Annotated in this window: 24 protein-coding genes; 15 read left to right on the forward strand and 9 right to left on the reverse strand. The window is 66.2% G+C overall.

Annotated features, from left to right (window positions below):
- Nucleotides 1-63: 63 nt before the first annotated feature.
- The gene (locus tag IB268_RS08285; RefSeq protein ID WP_013395477.1) at nt 64-1,263 is read right to left on the reverse strand and encodes an ABC transporter substrate-binding protein; all 1,200 of its coding nucleotides are present in this window, start codon (nt 1,261-1,263) and stop codon (nt 64-66) included.
- Between the two features lie 325 nt (nt 1,264-1,588).
- On the opposite strand from IB268_RS08285, the gene IB268_RS08290 reads away from it, so the two are divergent.
- The 3 genes from IB268_RS08290 to IB268_RS08300 are packed head-to-tail and all read left to right on the forward strand — an operon-like array spanning nt 1,589 to nt 4,255.
- The gene (locus IB268_RS08290; RefSeq protein WP_054457818.1) at nt 1,589-2,371 is read left to right on the forward strand and encodes an SDR family oxidoreductase; all 783 of its coding nucleotides are present in this window, start codon (nt 1,589-1,591) and stop codon (nt 2,369-2,371) included.
- Nucleotides 2,371-3,327 carry a 3-hydroxyacyl-CoA dehydrogenase gene (locus tag IB268_RS08295; RefSeq protein WP_054457817.1) on the forward strand — a complete coding sequence of 319 codons (957 nt, stop codon included), beginning with the start codon at nt 2,371-2,373 and terminating at the stop codon, nt 3,325-3,327. Before IB268_RS08290 ends, IB268_RS08295 begins: the two co-directional genes overlap by 1 nt.
- Nucleotides 3,320-4,255, forward strand: coding sequence for a 3-keto-5-aminohexanoate cleavage protein (locus tag IB268_RS08300; RefSeq protein WP_054457816.1), 936 nt, complete (start codon nt 3,320-3,322; stop codon nt 4,253-4,255). Before IB268_RS08295 ends, IB268_RS08300 begins: the two co-directional genes overlap by 8 nt.
- A gap of 39 nt (nt 4,256-4,294) precedes the next feature.
- Here the strand turns inward: IB268_RS08300 and IB268_RS08305 are convergent, their stop codons facing one another.
- Both IB268_RS08305 and IB268_RS08310 read right to left on the reverse strand, forming a co-directional pair.
- A complete protein-coding gene (locus tag IB268_RS08305; protein ID WP_119450649.1) occupies nt 4,295-5,365 on the reverse strand; it encodes a glycerol dehydrogenase in 1,071 nt (356 codons plus the stop codon).
- Nucleotides 5,366-5,386: 21 nt separating this feature from the next.
- Nucleotides 5,387-6,091, reverse strand: a complete 705-nt coding sequence (locus IB268_RS08310; protein WP_054457814.1) for a GntR family transcriptional regulator — start codon at nt 6,089-6,091, stop codon at nt 5,387-5,389.
- 127 nt (nt 6,092-6,218) lie between these two features.
- Here IB268_RS08310 and IB268_RS08315 point away from each other — a divergent pair, with 127 nt between their 5' ends.
- Genes IB268_RS08315 through IB268_RS08330 form a run of 4 tightly spaced genes read left to right on the forward strand, consistent with a single transcriptional unit; the run spans nt 6,219 to nt 10,504 of the window.
- Nucleotides 6,219-7,076, forward strand: coding sequence for a transketolase (locus IB268_RS08315; protein ID WP_054457813.1), 858 nt, complete (start codon nt 6,219-6,221; stop codon nt 7,074-7,076).
- Entirely contained in the window at nt 7,077-8,063 is a 987-nt protein-coding gene (locus IB268_RS08320; protein WP_192354063.1) for a transketolase family protein, read from the forward strand.
- Nucleotides 8,064-8,078: 15 nt separating this feature from the next.
- Nucleotides 8,079-8,900 (forward strand): shikimate dehydrogenase, encoded by an 822-nt coding sequence (locus IB268_RS08325; RefSeq protein ID WP_119450651.1) that lies wholly within the window; start codon nt 8,079-8,081, stop codon nt 8,898-8,900.
- A 5-nt stretch (nt 8,901-8,905) separates the two neighbouring features.
- Entirely contained in the window at nt 8,906-10,504 is a 1,599-nt protein-coding gene (locus tag IB268_RS08330) for a GMC family oxidoreductase (protein ID WP_192354064.1), read from the forward strand.
- Nucleotides 10,505-10,611: 107 nt separating this feature from the next.
- On the opposite strand, the gene IB268_RS08335 is transcribed toward IB268_RS08330, so the two are convergent.
- The 5 genes from IB268_RS08335 to IB268_RS08355 are packed head-to-tail and all read right to left on the reverse strand — an operon-like array spanning nt 10,612 to nt 15,411.
- Entirely contained in the window at nt 10,612-11,625 is a 1,014-nt protein-coding gene (locus tag IB268_RS08335; protein WP_054457809.1) for a proline racemase family protein, read from the reverse strand.
- Between the two features lie 37 nt (nt 11,626-11,662).
- On the reverse strand, nt 11,663-12,454 hold the full coding sequence (locus IB268_RS08340; protein WP_054457808.1) for an ABC transporter permease: 792 nt from the start codon (nt 12,452-12,454) through the stop codon (nt 11,663-11,665).
- Nucleotides 12,451-13,299 (reverse strand): ABC transporter permease, encoded by an 849-nt coding sequence (locus tag IB268_RS08345; protein ID WP_192354065.1) that lies wholly within the window; start codon nt 13,297-13,299, stop codon nt 12,451-12,453. Before IB268_RS08345 ends, IB268_RS08340 begins: the two co-directional genes overlap by 4 nt.
- Nucleotides 13,296-14,345 carry an ABC transporter ATP-binding protein gene (locus tag IB268_RS08350; RefSeq protein WP_175214324.1) on the reverse strand — a complete coding sequence of 350 codons (1,050 nt, stop codon included), beginning with the start codon at nt 14,343-14,345 and terminating at the stop codon, nt 13,296-13,298. The genes IB268_RS08345 and IB268_RS08350 overlap by 4 nt, the downstream gene beginning before the upstream one ends.
- 13 nt (nt 14,346-14,358) lie before the next feature.
- Nucleotides 14,359-15,411 (reverse strand): ABC transporter substrate-binding protein, encoded by a 1,053-nt coding sequence (locus tag IB268_RS08355; protein WP_054457805.1) that lies wholly within the window; start codon nt 15,409-15,411, stop codon nt 14,359-14,361.
- A 152-nt stretch (nt 15,412-15,563) separates the two neighbouring features.
- On the opposite strand from IB268_RS08355, the gene IB268_RS08360 reads away from it, so the two are divergent.
- From IB268_RS08360 to IB268_RS08385, 6 genes are all read left to right on the forward strand, one after another.
- Nucleotides 15,564-16,619 carry a GlxA family transcriptional regulator gene (locus IB268_RS08360; protein WP_225590506.1) on the forward strand — a complete coding sequence of 352 codons (1,056 nt, stop codon included), beginning with the start codon at nt 15,564-15,566 and terminating at the stop codon, nt 16,617-16,619.
- A 63-nt stretch (nt 16,620-16,682) separates the two neighbouring features.
- Entirely contained in the window at nt 16,683-17,393 is a 711-nt protein-coding gene (locus tag IB268_RS08365; RefSeq protein ID WP_175214323.1) for a glutathione S-transferase, read from the forward strand.
- Between the two features lie 182 nt (nt 17,394-17,575).
- Nucleotides 17,576-19,012, forward strand: coding sequence for a methyl-accepting chemotaxis protein (locus tag IB268_RS08370; protein ID WP_192354066.1), 1,437 nt, complete (start codon nt 17,576-17,578; stop codon nt 19,010-19,012).
- Between the two features lie 104 nt (nt 19,013-19,116).
- Entirely contained in the window at nt 19,117-19,341 is a 225-nt protein-coding gene (locus IB268_RS08375) for a DUF1653 domain-containing protein (RefSeq protein WP_054457802.1), read from the forward strand.
- A gap of 4 nt (nt 19,342-19,345) precedes the next feature.
- Entirely contained in the window at nt 19,346-19,963 is a 618-nt protein-coding gene (locus IB268_RS08380) for a PolC-type DNA polymerase III (RefSeq protein ID WP_119450657.1), read from the forward strand.
- Nucleotides 19,964-19,971: 8 nt separating this feature from the next.
- A complete protein-coding gene (locus tag IB268_RS08385) occupies nt 19,972-20,331 on the forward strand; it encodes a nucleotide pyrophosphohydrolase (protein WP_054457801.1) in 360 nt (119 codons plus the stop codon).
- A gap of 29 nt (nt 20,332-20,360) precedes the next feature.
- On the opposite strand, the gene IB268_RS08390 is transcribed toward IB268_RS08385, so the two are convergent.
- The gene (locus tag IB268_RS08390; RefSeq protein WP_054457800.1) at nt 20,361-20,651 is read right to left on the reverse strand and encodes an antibiotic biosynthesis monooxygenase; all 291 of its coding nucleotides are present in this window, start codon (nt 20,649-20,651) and stop codon (nt 20,361-20,363) included.
- A gap of 454 nt (nt 20,652-21,105) precedes the next feature.
- Here IB268_RS08390 and IB268_RS08395 point away from each other — a divergent pair, with 454 nt between their 5' ends.
- Both IB268_RS08395 and IB268_RS08400 read left to right on the forward strand, forming a co-directional pair.
- Nucleotides 21,106-21,570, forward strand: a complete 465-nt coding sequence (locus IB268_RS08395; protein ID WP_119450659.1) for a hypothetical protein — start codon at nt 21,106-21,108, stop codon at nt 21,568-21,570.
- Between the two features lie 44 nt (nt 21,571-21,614).
- The gene (locus IB268_RS08400; RefSeq protein WP_119450660.1) at nt 21,615-22,289 is read left to right on the forward strand and encodes a hypothetical protein; all 675 of its coding nucleotides are present in this window, start codon (nt 21,615-21,617) and stop codon (nt 22,287-22,289) included.
- Nucleotides 22,290-22,304: the final 15 nt, after the last annotated feature.

Below are 22,304 nucleotides of genomic sequence, written 5' to 3' on the forward strand. Positions count from 1 at the left end.
CCGGGGCGCGCGGACCCCGGGATACGTCAGGCGCCCCCGAGCGCCTGAGCACTGGCGTGGCGCTTATTTCTTGAAGACCGGCTTGCCGAGTGCGAGGTTGCTGGGCGCGATGGTGACCAGCTTGCCGTCCTGCCACTGCATCACGTAGAACGTGGATGCATTGTTCTGGCCGTCTTCGCCGAAGTCGAAGGCCCAGCCGTTGGCGGTCTGGCCGGCCGGCTTCTTGTAGGCCAGGACGGCGGCGCGGATCTTGTCCTTATCCGTGGACTTGGCGTTGCCGATGGCTTCGAAGAAGGCCTTGGCGCCGACGTAGTTGGTCAGGCTGTGGCCGGATTGGGGATCGCTCTTGTAGGTGGCCTTGTAGGCTTCGAGGAACTTGTCCAGGCCGGGCGCGCCTGCGGGATTGATGGAGGATTGCGGGAAGTCCAGGTCGAACACGCCGTTCATGTCGGCGCCCACGGCCTTGGCCGTGTCTGCCAGCGAATAGCCGCCGCCCGCGCCGATCACGACCTTGGGCTTGAAGCCCGCGGCGCGCGCCTGGCTGAAGAACAAAATGGCGTCGTTCTGGTAGGCCGTCTGCAGCACCACGTCGACCTTGGCGCCCTTCAGGCGCAGGATCAGCGAGGACAGGTCGACGGTCTTGGCCGAGTACGGCAACACTTCCGCGACCGTATAGCCCAGTTCCTGCGCGCGTTTTTTCTCGGTGGCGGCCACGTCGGTGCCGTAGGGGCCGTCCTCGTGGATGATGCCGATCTTGATGTCCTTGGGGTTCAGCCCCATGCCCGGCGCGATGGTGTCGTGCAGCGCGTTGACCACCGACACGCCGTACAGCGCGGTGTTGGGGTTGCTGCGGAACAGGTACTTGTAGCCGCGGGTGGTGATCTTGTGCGCGGTGGCGCCCAGTTCGAAATAGGGCACGCCGGCCAGCTCGGTCACGGGCGAGGCCGCGTAGGAAATGCCGGAAGCGTAGCTGCCGAACACGCCGACCACGTTGGAGGAAATCAGGCGCTTGGTTTCCGACACGGCTTGCGTCGGATCGACGGCGTCGGCCTTGATGATTTCGATCTTCTCGCCGTTGACCCCGCCCGCGGCGTTGATTTCATTGACGGCCAGCTCCAGGCCGCGATAGCTCTCTTGTCCCAGGAGCGCGAGCGCGCCGCTGAACGGGAAGAGGGCGCCTACCTTCATGTCGGCCGCTGCGGTGCCGCTTGCCAGCGCGCCGCATACGCCCAGCGCCAAAGCAATTTTGTTGAACTTGAACACTGTCTACGCTCCTTTGTCGGTATGGGATGCGGACTTTCTTGTTTGGTCCGTTTTTTTGAATATATGATATATCGGCCGGGCGGGTAGCAAACCCCGCCTTGGATTCTAGTGGGGGCCGTAACCCGCCGAATCGGGGAATTCCCTAAAGCCGCATGAATAAAGACTTAGCGGGCTGACGTCGAGCAAATCCAGGTGCTTTTGCTACTTCGGGATGACACTTTTCGATGTACGACCCGGTTGCAATAAACGTCATAAGCTGGCGGTTTTTTTCATATATCGTATATCATCAATCGGCTGTTTTTCATAAGAATCAGGAGACAGAGGCATGTTCGAGGAAGTGGATTTCGCCGGGAAAAAGGTGCTCATCACCGCCGGCGCGGACGGGCTGGGCCTGGAGATGGCGAAGGTGTTCCGCCATGCCGGCGCCTCCGTGTTCGTATGCGATGTGAACCAGGAGCGCCTGGCCGCGCTGCCGGCCGAATTGCCTGGCGTGCATGCGGCCCTGGCCGACGTCTCGGACGAAGACAGCGTCGCCGCGCTGTTCGATCAGGTCCGCGCCAAGCTGGGCGGCCTGGACATCCTGGTCAACAACGCCGGCGTGGCCGGTCCCACTGGCTACGTCGAAACCCTGTCCAAGGCGGACTGGGACCGCACGCTGGCCGTGAACATCACCGGACAGTTCCTGTGCGCGCGCCAGGCCATCGGCCTGCTCAAGGAGTCCAAGGCCGGCGTGATGATCAACCTGTCGTCCGCGGCCGGCCATCTGGGCTTTGCCGGGCGCTCGGTTTATTCCGCCTCGAAGTGGGCAGTGATTGGCTTCACCAAATCCCTGGCCATCGAACTGGGTCCCTATGGCATCCGCGTCAACGCCATCCTGCCGGGCGCGGTGGAAGGGCCGCGCATCCGCGCCGTGATCGCGGCGAAGGCGGATACGCTGGGCCGTCCGGTGGAGGAGATTGCCGCGCAGTACGAGAACCAGGCCGCGCTGGGCCGCATGGTCACGGCGCGCGATATCGCCAACATGGTGCTGTTCAACGCCAGCGAGGCCGCCCGCAGCGTCTCGGGGCAGGCCATCGTGGTGGACGGCTTCACACAGAAGCTTTACTGATGGACGCCGGGTCCAAGGCGCAGCGCGCCGCCATCATCGGAACCGGCCTGATCGGCCAGGGCTGGGCCATCGTGTTCGCCCGCATGGGCTGGGAAGTGCGCCTGTATGACGTCAACGCCGCAATGCTGGCCGAAGCCCGCGGCCTGATCCTGCAGCAACTGCGCGAACTTGAAGCTCAGGGCTTGCTGCAGGACGCCGAGGCCATAGGCGGGCGCGTCCATGTGGCAAGCAACCTGGCCGATGCCTTGAAGGGCGCCAGCTACATCCAGGAGAACTCGCCCGAAAACGTCGAGATCAAGCGGGCGCTGTTTGCCGAACTGGACGCGGCGGCCGAACCCGACGCGATCATCGGCAGTTCCACGTCCAGCATCCCCGCCAGCGAATTCACCGGGCATCTGGCCGGGCGCCACCGCTGCCTGGTGGCGCACCCGGTGAATCCGCCATACCTGATCCCGGTGGTGGAACTGTGCCCCGCGCCCTGGACCAGCCCGCAGGCCGTCGATTCCGCCCGCGCCGTCATGGCCGGCATCGGCCAGAAGCCGGTGCTGGTGCGGCGCGAAATCGAAGGCTTCATCCTCAACCGCCTGCAGGGCGCGCTGCTGCACGAGGCGTTCCGCCTGGCCAGCGCGGGCATCGCCAGCGCCGAGGACATCGACGCCACGGTGAAGGACGGCCTGGGCCTGCGCTGGTCGTTCATGGGGCCGTTCGAAACCATAGACCTCAACGCGCCGGGCGGCATCGCCGACTATTGCGCGCGCTACGGCGGGCTGTACCAGTCCATCGGCGCGACCCAGGGCGAACCCGTCGCCTGGGACGGCGCGCTGGTCGAAGCGCTGTCGGAGGAACGCCGCGGCTTGCTGCCGCAGGAAGATCTTGCCAAGCGCCGCTTCTGGCGCGATGAAAAACTGATGCGCCTCATGCGCCATAAACAGGACAACGGAGACAACAATGGCTAAGCCCAAGCAGAAAGTCATCATCACTTGCGCCGTGACGGGCGCCATCCACACGCCCAGCATGTCGCCGCACCTGCCGGTAACCGCCGACGAGATCGCGGAGGCTGCCATCGGCGCGGCCAAGGCGGGCGCGGCGGTGCTGCACCTGCATGCGCGCGATCCGCAGACCGGCAAGCCGTCGCAGGATCCGGCGCTGTTCAAGCCCTTCCTGGAGCGGATCAAGCGGGAAACGGACGCCATCATCAACATCACCACCGGCGGCAGCCCGCATATGACGGTGGAAGAGCGCATGCGCCCGGCCACCACCTTCAAGCCGGAACTGGCGTCCCTGAACATGGGGTCCATGAACTTCGGCCTGTACCCCATGCTGGGCCGCTTCAAGGAGTTCAAGCATGACTGGGAGCGCGAGCATCTGGAGAACAGCCGCTCGCTGGTGTTCCGCAATACCTACCAGGACATCGAATCGATCCTCGCGCTGGGCAACGCCAACGGCACCCGCTTCGAGTTCGAGTGCTACGACATCAGCCACCTGTACAACCTGGCCCATTTCGTGGACCGCGGCCTGGTCAAGTCGCCGCCCTTCATCCAGTCGGTATTCGGCATCCTCGGCGGCATCGGCCCGCACCCCGAAGACCTGATGCACATGAAGCGCACGGCCGACCGCTTGTTCGGCAACGACTATGAGTGGTCGATCCTGGGCGCCGGCCGCGGCCAGATCCCGCTGGCCACCATAGGCGCGGCCATGGGCTCGAACGTGCGGGTGGGGCTGGAGGATTCGCTGTGGATCGGCCCGGGCGAAATGGCGCAATCCAATCAGGTGCAGGTGGAGCGCATCCGCACCATCCTGGAGGCGTTGAACCTGGAAATCGCCACGCCCGCAGAAGCGCGCGCCAAGCTGGACTTGAAGGGCAAGGACAACGTGGCGTTCTGATGCGGCCAGGGGCCGGCCGCTATCCGGCCCCTTGTCGCGTCAGGCGCGGCGGCGCAGCGCGGCAGCCAGCGTGTCGGTGTCGAGCGCGCGGTCGAAGTTGGCGGCGTGGCGAGCCTTCAGGCTCAGCTCCGCAGCCAGCCGCAGTTCCGCGTCGTCCGGCATGTCGGCCGCGCCCAGTTCGCGCAAGGTGGTGGGCAGGCCCACCAGGGCATACCAGCGGGTCAGCTCGTCCAGCATGCCGTCCGTCCGGCTTTCCAGGTCCAACTGCACCAGCAGGCCGACCGCCACCTGCAGGCCATGCGGGGCGCTCGCCACGCCGCTGATCTTGGGCAGTCCGCGCGTCAGCGCGTGGGCGATGGACAGGCCGCCGCTTTCGAAACCGAGGCCGCTCATGAGGATCATCGCTTCCACCACGCGTTCAAAGGCCGGCGTAGGCTGGCCGCTGCCGGCAACCGCCACGGCATCCGCGCCGTCGGCCAGCAGGGTGCGCAGGCAGCCGTCGGCGATGAACTGGGCGGTGAGAGGCGGCGCGCCGTCATACATGTTGCGGCCGCCGTTGCGGCCGCATTGCTCTGCCTCGAATTTCTTCGAGACCGCGTCGCCCAGCCCGGCGAGAAAGAAATTCGCCGGCGCGGTGGCGATGACGGCGGTATCGACCAGCACGATGGTGGGGTTGAACAACATGTGCTCCACCGCCAGGAGGTTGTGATGGGCGTCGTACAGGACGTAGTTCTTGCTGGTCGGCGCGTCGTTGGACGCGACGGTCGGCACGGTGATGAGATGGCAGTGCGAGGACTTGGCCACCGCCTTGCCCGCGTCCAGCGCCTTGCCGCCGCCCACCGCGATGACCATGTCGATGCCGGCCGGCGCGGCCTGCGCGCGCAATTGCGTGATCGCGGCCGGCGTCAGGTCGCCTTCGACCATCAGCGGTATCAGCGACACGTTTTGCGCCGCGCACAAGGCTTCGATTCTTGGCCCCAGCACGCCATGCACGTAGCTGTCGATGACCAGGGCCGCGCGGCGGCCGAACAGGGCTGCGTACTGTCCCAGGGTGTCCAGGGCGCCGGCGCCCTGGATGTAGCGGCTGGGCGCGCCAAAAATCTTCAGCATCGGATTTTCCTTCGGGTTTGCCTATTTGCGGGCAGCAGGGGGGCGGTAGTCGAGTTCCTTTTCGCGCTCGACCAGCCAGTCGATCATGATCTTGCCGCCCCAGACCAGATCGGCCTGGATGGCTTGCCTGGCGGCTTCGGAGTCGCGCGCTTCCAGGGCTTCCAGCACCGCTTCGTGGCGGTGCTCGTTCTGCGAATAGTCCAGGCCCGAGGTCTTGACGTGGAACACCTTGAGGATGGGGCCGGTGATCACCCAGAACGATTCCACCGTGGCGCGCAGGATGGGCTTGTTGCTGGCTTCCAGGATGGCGAAGTGGAATTTGCGGTTCAGGTAGCTGGCGCGCTTGGGATCGCTGGCGGTGCAGGAAATGAAGTCCCGCTGCAGCGCGATCAGGTTGTCCAGTTGCTTGCGCGTGATGTGCTGGGCGGCCTCGGCCGCGCCCATGCCTTCCAGGTGGAAGCGGATCTGCTGGATTTCACGCAGCTTTTCCGAATTGACGTAAGGCACGTAGACCGCGGTGGCCGCCTGCATTTCCAGGCCTTGCTCGCTGATCAGCCGGAAGATGGCCTCGCGTACAGGCGTGATGGAGACGCCCATTTCCTGGGCCAGTTCGCCAATGATCAGGCGTTCGCCGGGTTCGTACTGCCCGTTGATCAGGGCATTGCGGATTTCGTTGTAGACCCTGACGGAGAGGTTCTCTTTCTTGACCGGTTTAAGGCTGGACATGACAGGCTCAGGCTTGCTGTATTGATGGGGGCGGGTGGATTCGGGATGAATTCTATCCCGCCATGGCAAATTCGAGCGCGATGGGTATATTATATATCATATATCCTAACAGCGAAAAGGAAGCGCCATGAGGAGTGACAGGGAGGTCCCCACCGAAGGGGAGGTCGGGCTGCTGCGGGAAAAGGCCCGCCACATCCGGCTGGAGACCATCAGGTTGATCGAGATCGCCAAGGTCGGGCATTACAGCTCGGTGTTCTCGTGCGCGGAAATCTTCGCCGCGCTGTACTACGACGTGATGCGGCTGCGTCCGGGCGAGCCTCAGTGGCCCGACCGCGACCGCTTCCTGATGGGCAAGGGCCATGCGGCGGTGGGCCTGTTCCCGGTGTTGGCCGACCATGGCTTCATTGCCCGCGAACTGCTGGACGGCTACACCCGCCTGGGCAGCCCGCTGGGGGACCATCCCGACATGAGCAAGGTGCCGGGCGTGGATTTCAGCTCGGGTTCCATCGGCCATGCCTTGTCCAATGGCGTGGGCATGGCGGTGGGCGGGCGCATGAGCGGGCGCGACTTCAACGTCTTCGTGCTGCTGGGCGATGGCGAGATGCAGGAAGGCCAGGTCTGGGAGGCGGCGCTCTTTGCCGCCCACAACCGCCTGTCGCGCCTGGTCGCCATCGTCGACCGCAACGGCTACCAGCTGGACGGCAAGGTCGACGACGTCATGGGCGTGGAATCGCTGAAGGAAAAATGGCAGGCCTTTGGTTGGGAGGTGCACGAAGTGGACGGCCATGACCTGGCGGAACTGACCGCCTTGCTGCGCCGCCTGCGCGCGGACGAATCGCGCGCCAGGCCGGCCTGCGTGATAGCAAAGACCATCAAGGGCAAGGGCGTCTCCTACATGGAAACCGAGCCGGGCTGGCACCTGGGCTATCTGGCGCCGCAAGATGCGCAAAGCGCCGTCGAAGAAATCCTTTCCCGCGAGATCTGAATGGCACAGGCACAAGTTCTCTCTCCCGATTCCTGGCAGTACCGCGCACTGAACGCGGTGAACCCCGGGCTGTCCTATCTTTCCGACGCGCTGATCGAATTGGCTGCGGCCGGCCATCCGGTGGTCGCGGGTTCGGCCGACCTGCAGTACTCCAACGGCCTGAACCGCTTTGCCCAGGCCTATCCCGACCGCTATGTGCAGTTCGGCATTTCCGAGCAGAACATGGTGTCGGCCGCGGCAGGCCTGGCGACCACGGGCATGATGCCCTTCGTCGCGACCTTCGCGTCCTTCCTGGGTCTTCTGTGCTGCGAACAGATCCGCATGGACGTGGCGTATACCAAGCTGCCCGTGCGCCTGATCGGCCACCACACCGGCATCAGCCTGGGCTTTTACGGCACCTCGCACCACGCCACCGAAGATATCTCGACGATGCGGGCGCTGGCGGGCCTGACGGTGGTTTCGCCTGCCGACGGTCCGCAGCTGGCATCCGCCATCAAGGCATCGGTGGACTGGCCCGAGCCGATCTACTTCCGCATCGGCCGCGGCCGCGACCCGCAGGTTTACGAAGATGGCGTGCCGTTCGAGTTCGGCCGCGCCATCGTCCATTCCAGCGGCTCGGACCTGAACATCATCGCCTGCGGCATCACCGTGCACGCGGCCCTGGCCGCCGCCGAGCAGCTGCGCGGTGAAGGATTGTCGGTGGGCGTGATAGACATGCCCACTATCAAGCCCCTGGACCGCGACGCCGTGCTGGCCGCGGCAGGCAAGTCCCGCGTGCTGATGACGGTGGAAGAGCACAACGTGCTGGGCGGGCTGGGCTCGGCCGTGGCCGAGGTGCTGGCCGACGCGGGCACAGGCACGCGCCTGCGCCGCCATGGCGTCTACGATGAATACAGCCTGATCGCGCCGCCCACCACCCTGTATGCGCACTACAAGCTGGACGCGGACGGCATCGCCGACGTCGCGCGCGCCACGCTCCGGCCCTGAGACATGGAGACAGACATGAAGGAAATCACCGGCACCACGCGCCTGTTCGGCATCCTGGCCGATCCCATCCACCACGTGAAGACGCCGCAGCGCATGAACGAGCATTTCGCCGCCATCGGCTTCGACGGCGTGTGCGTGCCGTTCCACGCCCGGCCGGACAACCTGGCGGAGGTGGTCGCCGGGCTGCGGCGGCTGGAGAACCTGGGCGGCGTCATCGTCACGGTGCCGCACAAGACCGCGATACTGGACCTGGTGGACGACGCCACCCCCGTGGCGCGCAAGATCGGCGCGGCCAACGTGGTGCGCCGCGAGGCCGACGGCAAGCTGGTGGCGCACATGCTGGACGGCGAGGGATTCGTGCGCGGCCTGCAAAGCGCGGGCGTGTCGCCGCAGGGCAAGAGCGCCTATCTGGCGGGGGCGGGCGGCGCGGCCAACGCTATCGGTTTCGCGCTGGTCCAGGCCGGCGTGTCGCGGCTGACCATCGCCAACCGCACCACGGCCAAGGCCGAGGATCTGAAGGCGCGCATCCTGTCGCTGCATCCCGGCGCCCGGATCGATGTGGGCACGGCCGACCCCTCGGGGCATGACCTGGTGGTCAACGGCACTTCGCTGGGCATGAAGCCGGACGATGCCTTGCCGCTGGACGCCAGCCGCCTGACGCCGGACCAACTGGTCTGCGAAGTCATCATGCAACCCAAGGACACGGCCTTGCTGCTGGCGGCGCAGGCCCGCGGCTGCAAGGTGCACTACGGCGCGCCGATGCTGGCCTGCCAGATCGAGCTGATGGCGCAGATGCTGGGCGTGGCGGCGGACCAGCCGGCCGACGCAGGACGCTGACGGGTATGAGCGACTACGACTTCATCATTGCCGGGGGTGGCACGGCGGGTTGCATCCTGGCCAACCGCCTGAGCGCCGACGGCAAATACCGCGTGCTGATGCTGGAGGCCGGGCATGAAGCCCGCAGCATGTGGATCTCGATCCCGGCGGGCTTTTCCAAGCTGCTGGTGAACCCGGAATACAACTGGCGCTTCGCCACCGAGCCTGAAGACAACGTCCATGGCCGCAGCATCGCCGTGCCGCGCGGCAAGGGCGTGGGCGGGTCGACGCTGATCAACGGCATGATCTACGTCCGGGGCCAGCCGCAGGATTACGACGGCTGGGAGGCGGCGGGCGCGACCGGCTGGGGGTATAACCAGGCCGAGCGCATCTTCCGCAAGATCGAATGCTACGAACCCGGCGACGCCAGCCGCGGCAAGAACGGCCCCATGCATCTGGAAGAAGTCGCCGAACGCTTTCCCATATCGGATGCCTTTCTGCAGGCAGCGCAAGAAGACGGCCAGCCCTTGAATCCCGACTACAACGGCGGCAGCCAGGAGGGCGTGGGCTACTACCAGGTGCTGCAGCATCGGGGCAGGCGCTGGAGCGTGGTGGACGGGTACTTGAAGCCCGCCTCGGGCCGCAGGAATCTCAGCGTGGAATGCGGCGCGCACGTGACGCGGCTGGTGTTCGAGGGCAAGCGCTGCGTGGGCGTGGCCTATCGCAAGAACGGACGGGAGCACATCGTGCGCGCGCGGCGCGAGACGCTGCTGTGCATGGGCGCGGTGCAGTCGCCGCAACTGCTGGAGCTGTCCGGCGTTGGCAATCCCGCCTTGCTGCAGTCATTCGGCATCGCGCCGGTGCTGGCGCAGCCGCAGGTGGGCGAGAACTACATCGACCACTTCGCCACCCGCATGAACTGGCGGGTGAAGGGCACGGTGACGCTGAACGAGATGTCGCGCGGCTGGCGCCTGGCGCAGCAGGTGGCGCGCTATTACGCCAGCCACAAGGGCATCCTGACCCTGGGCACGGGGCTGGTGCACGGCTTCGTGAAAAGCGCGCCGGACCTGCCCGCGCCCGATGTGCAGTACTTCTTCGTGCACGCCAGCTACGCCAATGCGGCCGAACGCATCCTCGACCGGCATCCCGGCATGACGATAGGCGTGGCGCAGCTGCGGCCCGAGTCGGTCGGATCCATCCACATCAAGTCGGCGGATCCGCAGGCGGGACCGGCGATCCGCCCCAACTTCCTGTCCGCCCAGGTGGACCGCGACAGCCTGGTGGGCGGCATGCAGGCGGCCCGGCGCATCGTCGGCCAGCCGGCCATGCGGCGCTATGTCGAATCGGAGATCAGCCCCGGCGCGGCGGTGGACAGCTACGACGAATGGCTGGACTTCGCGCGGCGCAATGGCCAGACCATCTACCACCCGATAGGCACCTGCCGCATGGGTTCTGACGCTGCCGCAGTCACCGACGTGCGCCTGCGGGTGAACGGCCTGTCCGGCCTGCGCGTGGTGGATGCCTCGGTGATGCCGAAGATGGTGTCTGGCAACACGCAGGGCGCCGTCATGATGGTTGCGGAGCGCGGCGCGGAGATGATCCTGGAGGATGCGGCTCGGGAATAGGTAAGCCCGCCGCGCGAGGGGCCTTTCGCCGCCGGGCCGCCCCAAGGCGAAAGGGCCCCCCTGGGGGCAGCTAGCGCACCTAGTGCGCGCGGCGTGGGGGCAACACCTTAGCGGATGAGGAAGCCTGCGCCGACCGGGTCGTTCTTGTCGATCACCCAGCGCGCCGTGCCCAGGATGCTGGCCGTGCCCTTGACCGTGGGACGCACGGCGCGGGTGCCGTTCAGGTCCACCTCGCCCAGCAGGCAGCCTTCGAACACGCCGCTGCCCAGCAGGCCTTCCGACTTGATCGGCTGGTTCAAGCCCATCTTGCCGCGCGCTTCGAACATGGCCATCATCGCGCTGGTGCCGGTGCCGCCGGGCGAACGGTCCAGCTGGCCGGCGCTGAAAACGTGCACGTTCTTGTAGAACGCGCCTTCGATGGTCGGCTGGTGCCAGAAGGTGATGAAGTTCAGGTTGTTGATGTGGGCCTCGGTCGGGTGCTGGATGCGGTGGCGGGCATTGAGCTGGTCGCGCACGATCAGGCCCATGCGCGACAGCTCCGTGCCGTTGTCCGGCGAGATGCGCAGGTCGCAGCCCGACAGGTCGACGATGCCGAAGTAATTGCCGCCCCAGACGATGTCGGCCGACAGCTTGCCGTAGCCGGGCAATTCCACCGGAATGTCCTGCGCGGCCACGTAGGCAGGCACGTTCTCGAAGCGCGTCCACAGCACGTTGTCGCCCTCGGAAGCCACTTCCGACACGACCAGGCCGGCGGTGGTTTCAAAGCGGATCTTGGTGATGCCGTCCTTGCCGCGGGGCACCAGGCCGTTGGCCACCATGGCCATGCTGACCGCGATGGTGCCGTGGCCGCACATGTGCGAATACTCGGTGCCGTCGATGTAGATCAGGCCCGCATCGTATTCGGGGCTGGACGGCGGCGTGAGGAACACGCCGAACATGTCCTTGTGGCCGCGCGGCTCGCGCATCAGCGCCTTGCGCAGCCAGTCGTAGTTCTGCTCCAGGAAGGCGCGCTTCTCCAGGATGGTGGAGCCGGCGGGGTAGGGGATGCCGCTATGCACGATGCACAGGGGCTCGCCTTCGGTATGGGTATAGATGACATCGAACGCGTCTTGCTTGCGCATGACTGTGACTCCAGACAGGTAAGGTAGGGAAGAAAGGTTATTTGCCGCGTTCGGACAGCATGTCCAGCCCGACGGTCAAATCCAGGATGACGATGGCGATCACCGCAACCACGATCGTGGCGCCCGATACGGCTGCGATGGTCGGATCTATCGTGTATTGCACGTAGTTGAAGAGCTTCACGGGGATGGTGTTCAAGTCCGCCGTGGTGTTGAAAATCGACAGCTCCACGTTGATCCAGGAAGAGATGAACGCGAAGATCGAACCGGTGACGATGCCTGGACGGATCTGCGGCAGCACCACCAGGAAGAAGGTCGTCCACGGGTTCGCGCCCAGGTCGGCCGAGGCTTCTTCCAGCGCGCGCTGCTCCGGCGTCAGCAGGGTCAGCGTGGACCGCAGCACGAAGGGTGCGATGATGACGATGTGCCCGATCAGCAGGGACAGGAAGCTGCGCGTCAGGCCGAAGTACGCGCCGTATTGCAGCAGCGCCGCGCCCAGCACGATGTGCGGCAGCACCAGCGGCGACATCAGCACCGAGGTCAGCGCGGCCTTGCCCGGGAACTCGTAGCGCGCCACCGCCAGCGCGGCCGGCACCGTCAGCAGCACGGCCGCGGCCGTGGCCGCCAGCGCCAGCACCGTGCTGGTCGTGAACGCGGCGACGTAGCCGGCCTCGATCAGCAGCGTGCGGTACCACTCCAGCGTGAAGCCCTTGGGCGGAAACGCCAGGTAGGGCGTGGACGTGAACGAGGAACCCAGGATCACCACCAGCGGCAGGGCCAGGTAGGCCAGTACCCCCAGGGCGACCAGGCGGATCAGGTTGCGGGCGATCATCGCGCGGCTCCCGGCAGGACGGCGGCGCGGTTGGCAAGCGCCACCAGGATCAGGGTGAACACCAGCAGCACCATGCTCAGCGCGCCGCCGTAATGGAAGTCGAACACCGTGCTGTACTGCTGGAAGATCAGCATCGACAGCACCGACACACGTCCCCCCGACAGCAGCGCAGGCGTCACGTAGGCGCTGACGGCCAGGGTGAAGACCATGATGGCGCCGGACACCACGCCGGGCAGGGTCAGCGGCCAGGTGATGTGGAAGAAGGTCGCCGTGGGACTTGCGCCCAGGTCGGCCGAAGCCTGCTCGCAGGCGGGATCGACCCGCGCCAGCGCATTGCCCACCGCCAGCACCACGAAGGGCAGCAGCACGTAGACCATGCCGATCAGGATGCCCAGCTCGGTGCCGATGAAACGCATCGGACGGTCGGCGATGCCCGCGCCCACCAGGGCCTGGTTGACCAGCCCGTTGCGGCCCAGCAGCACCATCCAGCCGAAGGCGCGCACGATATTGCTGGTGAACAGCGGCACCACCAGCAGGATCACGCAGAAGCGCCGCCAGGCCTGCCAGCGCACCACGCGCACCAGATACCAGGCCAGCGGATAGCCCAGGACCACGCAGGCGACCGTGGTGAAGAAAGCCAGCCGGAAGGTGACCAGGATCACGTCCCAGTGGTATTGGTCGCCCAGTACGCGCAGGTACTGCTGCGGGGTCGGGGTCAAGCCATCGGCGCCGCCGGTGATGCTGGCCAGCGCCACCACCGCCAGCGGCGCCAGGAAGAAGGCCGCGAAGAACAGCACGGGAGCCGCCAGCAGCAGGCCAGGCGAACGCCAGGCGCGCGCGTTCATGGCCGTTCACCGATCAGGTGCAGGTGTTCCGGCGCGAAAGCCAGGCGCGCCGCGGCGCCCGGGCCCAGCCCCGACGGCGCAATGCCGCCGTGGCGCGCCACCAGGACCTGTCCGCCGATGTCCACGTGGATCATGCAGTGGCTGCCCACGTTGATGACGTCGGTGACCGTGCCGTTCAGCGCAAGCGCCGCCGATTCATCGGCCAGGCGCAGATCCTCGGGCCGCAGCACCGCCACGCCGCGCGCGGGCGCGGCCTTGCCCGGGAACGGCACGCGCAGTCCCTGGGCATCCAGCAGCAGCACATCGCCGTTGGCGGTGTACGGCATGAAGTTGGCGTCGCCGATGAACTCGGCCACGAAGCGGGTGGCGGGATGCCGGTAGATCTCGGTCCCGCCGCCCACCTGTTCTATCTTGCCCGCATGCATGACCACCACCCGGTCGGCCATGGTCATGGCTTCTTCCTGGTCGTGCGTGACGAAGATGAAGGCGATGCCCAGCTTGGCCTGCAGGTGCTTGAGTTCCAGCTGCATGCGCTTGCGCAGCTTCAGGTCCAGCGCCGACAGCGGTTCGTCCAGCAACAGCAGCTTGGGCTGGTTCACGATGGCGCGCGCCAGCGCCACGCGCTGCTGCTGGCCGCCGGACATTTCGCGGGGATAGCGCGGACCGAAGTCCGCCAGGCCCACCATGTCCAGCGCCGACCGGGCGCGCCCGGCCGCTTCCTGCTTCGACGCGCCCTGGCGCCGCGGGCCATAGGCCACGTTTTCCAGCACGTTCATGTGCGGAAACAGCGCATAGTTCTGGAACACCGTGTTCAGCGGCCGGTGGTGCGCGGCCAGGCGGCTGATGTCCTGGCCTTCAATCAGGATGCGGCCCGATTCGGGCCTGAGGAATCCGGCGATCGAACGCAGCAGCGTGGTCTTGCCGCAGCCGCTGGGACCAAGCAGGGCCACGAACTCTCCCTGTTGGATCTCCAGATCGATGCGGTCCAGCGCCTGATAGGCGCCAAAGCGCATCGACACGCCTTCAATGGTAAGCAAAGCGGACATGTTCTATCCCGGTCTAGCGCTTGCGGGCAACCTGGCGGTTCCAGGCGTCCGTGACCTCGGCGCGGCGGCTGTTGATGAGGTTCCAGTCGAACAGGCTCAGGTTCTTGACCGAGCCGTCCGCGCCCCAGGGCAGCTTGCGCGCCACGTCCTTCGGCACCTGCACATCCTTGACGGCGGGGCCCAGGTACAGGCGCGTGGCCAGGCAGGCGGCGGCATCCGGCGTGAGCGCGGTGTCGATGAACTTCTGCGCGGCCGCCTTGTTCGGCGCGTTCTTCACCAGATGCAGGCGCGCATCCGTGGCCCAGGCGCCTTCCTTGGGCACGGCGAAGCCGATGGGCAGTCCCTTGTCGATCAGATCCCAGGCGCCCACGTTGAAGTGCGCGCCGATGATGGCCTCGCCGCTCTGGTAGGCGTTGGTGGCTGCGCCCGAGCTGTCGAAGAACAAGGCCGTGTCCAGCGACGCAAGCTTGGCGTACAGCGGCGCCAGGTTGGAAGGATCGACAGAGAACACCCGCGCCAGGAAGAAGATGAACGGCACGCCCGACGAGTTCGCCGGCGAAGGAATGGCGACCGCGCCGGCATACTCGGGCTTCCACAAGTCCTTCCAGCTGGCGGGCGCCTGAGGCACTTCCTTGGTGTTGTAGGCGATGCCCAGCGAGTAGTAGCCGGTGCTGACCGCGTAGGCGCTGTCGCCATTGCGGTACACGCCCTGGTCGATGACGTTCTTCAGATTGGGAATGCCGGCGGGATCCAATGCGTCCAGCACGCCGGCTTCCGCGGCCAGTTCGCTGATGCCGCCGTCCATCCACGCCACGTCTATGGTGGGCGCGCCCTTCTGCTGCTGCAGCTTGGCCAGCGTGGTGGTGGACGTGCCCACTTCGGGCACCACAGTCACGCCGGTGGCCTTGGTGTAGGGCTCGGCCACGCAGGCGCGGAACGCGTCGCCCCAGTTGCCGCCGTACCAGGCGACGGTGATCTTCTGCTGCTGGGCCAGCGCCTGGCCGGCGGCCAGCAGTCCGGCTCCCAGCAATGCGGCGCGCAGCGCGCGGCGGGTAGGTGTTGCCATGTCGGATTCCCCTTGTCGATTTATCGGGTCCGGTCTGCCTGCGCCGGCGGGCGCTGCGGGACGGAGCCATAGGTGCATCTTGGGCGATCCCCGGGAAAACCAGCTTGAAGGCCTGGGACAAAAACTTGAATAATTGCGACATGGAAACCGCTATGCCCGCCTCGACGTCGTCTTTCTCCTATGACGGTGAGTGCAGCGCCCTGCCTCAGGGGAAACCCGCACTGACCGTGGGTATAGTGCTGCTGGACCAGTTCACGCTGGCCGCCTTTGCCGGATTGGTGGACGTGTTGCGGCTGGCGGGCGACCACGGTGGACGCAGCCGCCAGATCCATACTGCATGGCGCGTCATGAGCTGGGACGGCAAGCCGCGCTGCTCCAGCGCGGGCCTGACCATAGACGTGGCCGATGGCCTGCCCGAAGACCCGGCCCAGTTCGACTACATAGCGGTTTGCGGCGGCAACGACTACTTCAACGGCCGCCTGCCCGACCCCCTGCGCGACTGGCTGCAACTGGCGGCGGCGCAGCGCGTGCGGCTCTTGGGCATCTGCACCGGCACCTTCGCGCTGGCGCAGGCCGACGTCATCGGGCCGCGCACGGTCTGCGTACACTGGAATGTGCTGGACACCTTTCGCGAACGTTTTCCGCAGACGCGGGCGGTGGTGGACCGGCTGTTCGTGGATGAAGGCGACCTGATTTCGTGCGCAGGCTCCACGGCCGCGATCGACCTGGGGCTGTACCTGGTGGCCCGGCATTGCGGGCGCGACAAGGCCCAGCAGGCGATGCGGCACATGATGCTGCAAGGCGTGCGCCCGGGGCGGGTGCCGCAGGCGCATTTCCACACGGACCTGTCGGGCATCCAGGATCTGCGCGTGCGCCAGGCCGCGCACTTCATCGAGCAGCGTATCGACAACCCGCCGCCGCTGGATGCGATTGCGCGCTACGTCGGCGTCGGGCGCAGGCAGCTGGAGCGCGCCTTCCGCCTGGCCACAGGCATGTCGCCGATGGCGTTCCAGCGGCAATTGCGGCTGGAATACGGCAGCTGGCTGCTCTTGAACAATCCCAGCAGCATCACGCAGATCGCGCTGGACTGCGGGTTTGCGGATGGCGCGCATTTCTCGCGCGATTTCCGCGCGCATTTCGGCCAGTCGCCGCGCCAGTATCAGCAGGCCGCCGGCCGCGACGGCGGAGTCAGCGTGTTTCCCGCCTGAGGCGTCTGCACGGCTCGTTCCGGCGCCGGCAGGCCCTTGGGCTTATCAACGGAAGGAGACGACATGACCTATGACCTTTGGTACTGGGACGGCATCCCCGGACGCGGCGAGTTCGTGCGCCTGGCCCTGGAGGCCGGCGGCATTCCGTATCGCGAATGCGCACGCCAGCCCGGCGCGGACGAAGGCACGCTGGTGGCGGACCTGAGTTCGGCGCGCAAGCATCCGCCGTTCGCGCCGCCATATCTGGTCGCGGGCAAGATGACGCTGGGGCAGACCGCCAACATCCTGCTGTTCCTGGGCGAAAAGCACGGCCTGGCGCCGGACTCGCAGGAAGGGCGGCTGTGGGTGAACCAGCTTCAGCTCACCATCGCCGACATGGTGGCCGAAGCGCACGACACGCATCATCCGATATCCGCCAGCGAGTACTACGAAGACCAGAAGACCGAGGCCGCGCGCCGGGCGCGCTGCTTCCGCGAAGAGCGCATGCCCAAATTCCTGGGCTACTTCGAACTGGTGTTGGGCGGGCCGCAGGCCTGGCTGGCGGGCGGCAAGCGCTGGACCTATGTGGACCTGTCGTTGTTCCATCTCGTGGACGGCCTGCTCTACGCCTTTCCGAAACGCATGGCGACCCTGGCCGTGCGTTATCCGAACGTCATGGCGTTGCATGCGCGCGTGGCGGCGCTGGCGGAATTGCAGTCCTACTTCGACAGCGGCAGGCGCCTGCCTTTCGGGGAGGGGATTTTCCGCCAATATCGCGAATTGGACGCGGCTTGAGTCCGGATAAACCCTGGTGTTGCTGAATCCCTATTTTTTTGATGGGTGTCTTGAAAATCTTGAGACCCGCTCATTTTTAAGATTAAATATTTGCAAATTGTTAGATAAATATTTCCATTTGTCTCGCGGCAGATAGGTCGAACGGCTTCAAACCACCCGGACGCCGGGCAGGAGACGTCAAGATGAAATGGATCACTCTCAGCCAACTGCTACGCCTGGACCGTGGCATGCAGAAGGCAGACATGCTCGGGCAGATCGCTGCGATCCACAACGCCCAGGCCGTCATCGAGTTCGACCTGGACGGCCACGTGCTGGCGGCGAATTCGAACTTCCTGGACACCATGGGCTACGCGCTGGACGAGATCGCGGGGCAGCACCACCGCATGTTCGTCGACCCGGCGGAGCGCGCATCGGCCGCCTACGCGGAATTCTGGAACCGGTTGCGGCAGGGGGGCCGCGATGCGGGGCGCTACCGCCGCATCCGCAAGGATGGCAGCGACGTCTGGCTGCAAGCCTCGTACAACCCGATCTACGACCGCCATGATCGGCTGGTCAAAGTGGTCAAGTACGCCGTCGACATCACCGCGCAGCAGCAGCGGCAGGCGGACGTGGAAGGCCAGTTGGCGGCGATCTCCAAGGTCCAGGCCATCATCGAGTTCGAACTCGACGGCACCATCATCCGCGCCAACGATCTGTTCCTGGGCGCGGTGGGCTATCGCGCGGACGAAATCCAGGGACGTCATCACAGCATGTTCGTCCCGCCCGAGGAGGCGCGCGGCGAGGCATACAAGGAGTTCTGGCGCAGGCTGCGCAACGGCGAGCATGACACCGGGCAGTACCTGCGCATCGGCAAGGGCGGCCGCCAGGTCTGGATCGAAGCCAGCTACAACCCGATCTTCGATGCCGAGGGCCGGCCGGTCAAGGTCGTCAAGTACGCCACCGACATCACGCGGCGCTTTACCGCCGCCCAGACCTTGCGTGTCGCGGTCCAGGGGCTGACCGAAAACGCCGAACGCGCGGGCCAGGCCAATACGCTGGCGTTGGACGCCTGTCGCGTGGCCGAGCAGGGCGGCCATACGGTGCAGGAAGTGGTGCAGACCATGGGCGGCATCACCCAGAGTTCACGCCGCATTTCGGAAATCATCGGGGTCATGGACGGCATCGCCTTCCAGACCAACATCCTGGCGCTGAACGCCGCCGTCGAGGCCGCGCGCGCCGGCTCGCACGGCAAGGGCTTCGCCGTGGTCGCGGCCGAGGTCCGCAGCCTGGCGCAGAACAGCGCGGCGGCGGCCAAGGAGATCAAGGACCTGATCACTTCGTCGGTGCAGCAGGTCGAGAGCGGCGCGCGCCAGGTCCAGTCGGCAGGCTCGACCATGGACGATATCGTCGCATCGTCGCGCCGCGTGACTGAAATCATGGCGGAGGTGGTGGAGGTGTCGCTGGCCCAGTCCGCCAGGCTCGGCGAGGTCACCGAGGACATCACGCAGCGGGCAGGAGAGCCTGCGCGCACCGCGCCGCCCACCGCCGCGGTCAGGCCCATGGCCCCCGCTCTGCGGGCCAGGCCGGCCGCCAATGGACCGTTGCAGCCGCAGGCCGAGCGGCAATACGTGCGCTACTGAGCCGGCGCCGCCGGGCCGATGCGCTATAAAGACGGTATTGATCTGAACCCGCAGGCCCGGGCAGGAACCCTCCGCCCGGGCCGCGCCATTTGCGGCCACCAACCATGACCGAATCCGAAGCACTGGCTCTCGCCTCGCACCGCCATTACAAGGGCGGCCTCTACCTTTATGTGGGCACCGCCCGCCACTCCGAAACCGAGGAGTCCCTGGTGGTCTATGAACACCTGTGGCCTCACGAGCGCGGCTTGTGGGTGCGTCCGGCCGATATGTTCTTCGGTCAGCTGCCCGACGGCACGCCCCGCTTCGCGCCCTTGCGGCCGGTGGAGTAGGGCCGTGGCGTTCTATTACCGGCGGCCGCGCGCAAGCGGCGCTGCGCCTGCCCGCGCAACGGGCGCAAAGGCCGGCAGTGAGGCGCTGGCGGCCGCGTTGCAGGCATTGCGCGGCCCGTTCATCGTCGCCGACTTGGAAACCACCGGCCTGTCCACCGCCACCTGCGAGATCTTGGAGTTCGCGGCGGTGCGCGTGGGCGCGGCAGGCGCGCTTGAGCGGGAGTACACGCAGGTCGTGCGCACGCGCGGACCGGTGCCGTCCTTCATCAGCCGCCTGACCGGCATCACGCAGGCGGAAGTCGACCGAGACGGCGTGCCGGTGGCGCAGGCGTTTTCCTCCTTCCTGGATTTCGTGGAAGACCTGCCGGTGTTTTTCCATAATGCTTCGTTTGACCGGCGCTTCCTGGGCGCGGCGGCGGACCAGACCGGCCTGCCGTTCGCCAACTCGACCCATTGCACGCTGGCGCTGGCGCGGCGCGCATGGCCGGAGCTGCCCTCGCACAAGCTGGAAATCCTGGCGCGCCATGTCGGCGCCTCGGATCCCACCCACCGCGCGCTGGCAGACGTGCGCACCACCGTGGCCGTGGCGCTGGCGGCAAGCTCCCGCCTGGCCGCGGGCTAGGAGTTTCGATGTCCGACCTGGAACATATCCGGCTGGCCGTGCGCCGGTTTACCGAAGAGCGGGAGTGGCAGCCCTTTCATACGCCCAAGAACCTGGCGATGGCGCTGGCCGGAGAGGCGGGCGAACTCGTATCCCTGTTCCAGTGGCTGAGCGAGGCCGAGTCGCGCAAGATGCCGCCCGAGAAGCTGGCGGACGCCGCGGACGAAATAGCGGACGTGCAGATGTACCTGGTGGCCCTGGCGGACCAGCTCGGCATCGATATCGCCGACGCGGTGGCGGCCAAGATGGTCAAGAATGCGCGGAAATATCCGGCGGATCGGTTTCGCGGCAGCGCGCGCAAGTACGACGATCCGCCTGAACAGTCCTGACTCGCGCGCGGCGCGGCCAGGCTGGCCGCTCAGAGCACTTTTTGCTCGTGATGCACCTGGGGCGGTTCGACGAAAAAGCCCGCCACCAGCTTGCGCCATTCCTGGAAATCGCTGGATTCGCGGAAATCCACCATGTGGTTCTCTACGGTTTCCCAAGCCACGACCAGCGTGTAGCGCTGCGGCTGTTCGATGCTGCGGTACAGCTCCATGCCGTGGCAGCCGCGGGCCCGCAAGAACAACGGTTTCGCCTGCGCGACGCCCGCCTCGAACAGCGCTTCCTGTCCTTCGCGGACATGGATGCTGGCAATCTCCTGGATCATGGTCTGGTCTCCAAACAGATGAGGCCGGGTAGCGCCCGGCCGGCCGCCGTAGTATCGCTGAAATTTCCGCGCCGGGCGTGTTTCGGACCCTGCCGCTTCCGTTGTGCGCGTTAGGGAAATTGCCCGAGGCGGCCACCCTCCTTCCCATCCATAAAGTTGAACCCGGGCGCGCGCGCCGCGTGGCTTGCGCCGATTCCCTCGTCCATACGCACGGCCGCCGCGCAAGATCGCCGCAAATCTGGCCGATTGTTTTACAGCTTGGTGTCGTCCATCGGGACTCGGTCGCCCGTTTAGGCGATATCGACTTGCCTAGGACGGAGCAATCATTCCGTACCAATACGAAAGTCCCACGCCTTTCGTCATTGTCCAGGCGTGGCGCTGAGCGGTAACGGTCCGCGCCGGTCGGTCGCCGGTAATCGTGAATCCGTGCATGCACGGAGCAGGAGGAGCTGAAATGAAAAAGCTCATGGCAGTCGCCGCGTTGTCCTTGTTCGCTGTCTCGGCCTATGCGGACCCTGGTGGCTCAATCACGGGTCACGCGGGCGCAATCAATGGCACCGCGTCATCCATCTCCACGGGCAGCTCCGTGGCCGCCACCCAGATCAATGGCTACGGTTCATCCACCCAGGTGTCGTTCGGCATGACAGGCGGCGTTGCGGAAGTGGGCGGCAGCTTCAGCCGCGATGGCACGCAAGTGGTCACCAGCACGCGCCAGTACGCCAATAGCGATTCGTACGGCCATGTCTCGGGCAACGCGCCCATCATGGTGGGCGACAGCATCGCTAACGGCAGCGCCACGTTTGCCCAGACTGACACCAGCGCTTCGGCGACGGGTTCGTTCCATGCGGTGAATGTGGGTGCGTTCGGGTCGATACACGGCATCGGCCCGGTGGGCCATGTCGGCGGTTTCAATCACTGACCCAGTTATCCGGACGGCTTCGGCCGTCCGGGCGAGGGGACATCATGAAGACCATAGTGCTTGCCATTTCCCTGTCGCTGGCGGCGGTGTCCGCCAGCGCCCAGACCAGCAGTTCCAGCGCGACGACATCGGCATCCTCGGGATCGACCAACGCCGGCAACAATCAGGGCATCACGCTCAACTCCAGCAACAGCGGGTCCAGCACGCTGCGCAGCGTGCCGCCGCTGGGCGGACAAAGTTTCTACGGTTCTTTCTCGTCCGACAGCTGCATGGTTTCGGCGGGCGGAGGCGGCGCCGTTGTCGGCTTCGGCATGAACATAGCGATCCCGATCGAGGACCAGAAGTGCAGCCTGCGGCGCAACTTCGAGCGAACCATGCAGGCGGCCGCCTCGACCAGGGATGCGGACCGTTCGCGCCGTCTGGAGACCGCGGCCATCGACATCCTGTGCCAGACCGACGATCGCACCAAGGCGGCGCTGGTGGCGCAGGGGCTGTGCACCAATCCCGCGTTGACGACAGCGGATCACCGCTTCGACAGCAATGCGGTCGCGCAGGCGGCGCCGCCTGCCGGCGGCCCGGTCCTGGCTGACCGGCCTGTGCCGCCCGCGCCTCCTGCGCCCGAGGCGCAAGCCTATCCGGTGCGCAGCGTGCAGAGCGCCGCGCTGGCGTCGCCGCCGCTGCGCAACCGAACCTATACCGATCTGTACACGCCGGGCTGATGCTGGGGCCCGCTC

It is taken from the genome of Achromobacter sp. ACM01 (assembly GCF_014851745.1).
GTDB lineage: Bacteria > Pseudomonadota > Gammaproteobacteria > Burkholderiales > Burkholderiaceae_B > Achromobacter > Achromobacter aegrifaciens.

Excerpts from the sequence above, each read along its gene's own strand:
- IB268_RS08290 (WP_054457818.1), top strand. The coding sequence starts at position 1,589 with ATGTTCGAGGAAGTGGATTTCGCCGGGAAAAAGGTGCTCATCACCGCC.
- IB268_RS08295 (WP_054457817.1), top strand. The coding sequence starts at position 2,371 with ATGGACGCCGGGTCCAAGGCGCAGCGCGCCGCCATCATCGGAACCGGC.
- IB268_RS08300 (WP_054457816.1), top strand. The coding sequence starts at position 3,320 with ATGGCTAAGCCCAAGCAGAAAGTCATCATCACTTGCGCCGTGACGGGC.
- IB268_RS08305 (WP_119450649.1), bottom strand. The coding sequence starts at position 5,365 with ATGCTGAAGATTTTTGGCGCGCCCAGCCGCTACATCCAGGGCGCCGGC.
- IB268_RS08310 (WP_054457814.1), bottom strand. The coding sequence starts at position 6,091 with ATGTCCAGCCTTAAACCGGTCAAGAAAGAGAACCTCTCCGTCAGGGTC.
- IB268_RS08315 (WP_054457813.1), top strand. The coding sequence starts at position 6,219 with ATGAGGAGTGACAGGGAGGTCCCCACCGAAGGGGAGGTCGGGCTGCTG.
- IB268_RS08320 (WP_192354063.1), top strand. The coding sequence starts at position 7,077 with ATGGCACAGGCACAAGTTCTCTCTCCCGATTCCTGGCAGTACCGCGCA.
- IB268_RS08325 (WP_119450651.1), top strand. The coding sequence starts at position 8,079 with ATGAAGGAAATCACCGGCACCACGCGCCTGTTCGGCATCCTGGCCGAT.
- IB268_RS08330 (WP_192354064.1), top strand. The coding sequence starts at position 8,906 with ATGAGCGACTACGACTTCATCATTGCCGGGGGTGGCACGGCGGGTTGC.
- IB268_RS08335 (WP_054457809.1), bottom strand. The coding sequence starts at position 11,625 with ATGCGCAAGCAAGACGCGTTCGATGTCATCTATACCCATACCGAAGGC.
- IB268_RS08340 (WP_054457808.1), bottom strand. The coding sequence starts at position 12,454 with ATGATCGCCCGCAACCTGATCCGCCTGGTCGCCCTGGGGGTACTGGCC.
- IB268_RS08345 (WP_192354065.1), bottom strand. The coding sequence starts at position 13,299 with ATGAACGCGCGCGCCTGGCGTTCGCCTGGCCTGCTGCTGGCGGCTCCC.
- IB268_RS08350 (WP_175214324.1), bottom strand. The coding sequence starts at position 14,345 with ATGTCCGCTTTGCTTACCATTGAAGGCGTGTCGATGCGCTTTGGCGCC.
- IB268_RS08355 (WP_054457805.1), bottom strand. The coding sequence starts at position 15,411 with ATGGCAACACCTACCCGCCGCGCGCTGCGCGCCGCATTGCTGGGAGCC.
- IB268_RS08360 (WP_225590506.1), top strand. The coding sequence starts at position 15,564 with ATGCCCGCCTCGACGTCGTCTTTCTCCTATGACGGTGAGTGCAGCGCC.
- IB268_RS08365 (WP_175214323.1), top strand. The coding sequence starts at position 16,683 with ATGACCTATGACCTTTGGTACTGGGACGGCATCCCCGGACGCGGCGAG.
- IB268_RS08370 (WP_192354066.1), top strand. The coding sequence starts at position 17,576 with ATGAAATGGATCACTCTCAGCCAACTGCTACGCCTGGACCGTGGCATG.
- IB268_RS08375 (WP_054457802.1), top strand. The coding sequence starts at position 19,117 with ATGACCGAATCCGAAGCACTGGCTCTCGCCTCGCACCGCCATTACAAG.
- IB268_RS08385 (WP_054457801.1), top strand. The coding sequence starts at position 19,972 with ATGTCCGACCTGGAACATATCCGGCTGGCCGTGCGCCGGTTTACCGAA.
- IB268_RS08390 (WP_054457800.1), bottom strand. The coding sequence starts at position 20,651 with ATGATCCAGGAGATTGCCAGCATCCATGTCCGCGAAGGACAGGAAGCG.
- IB268_RS08395 (WP_119450659.1), top strand. The coding sequence starts at position 21,106 with ATGAAAAAGCTCATGGCAGTCGCCGCGTTGTCCTTGTTCGCTGTCTCG.
- IB268_RS08400 (WP_119450660.1), top strand. The coding sequence starts at position 21,615 with ATGAAGACCATAGTGCTTGCCATTTCCCTGTCGCTGGCGGCGGTGTCC.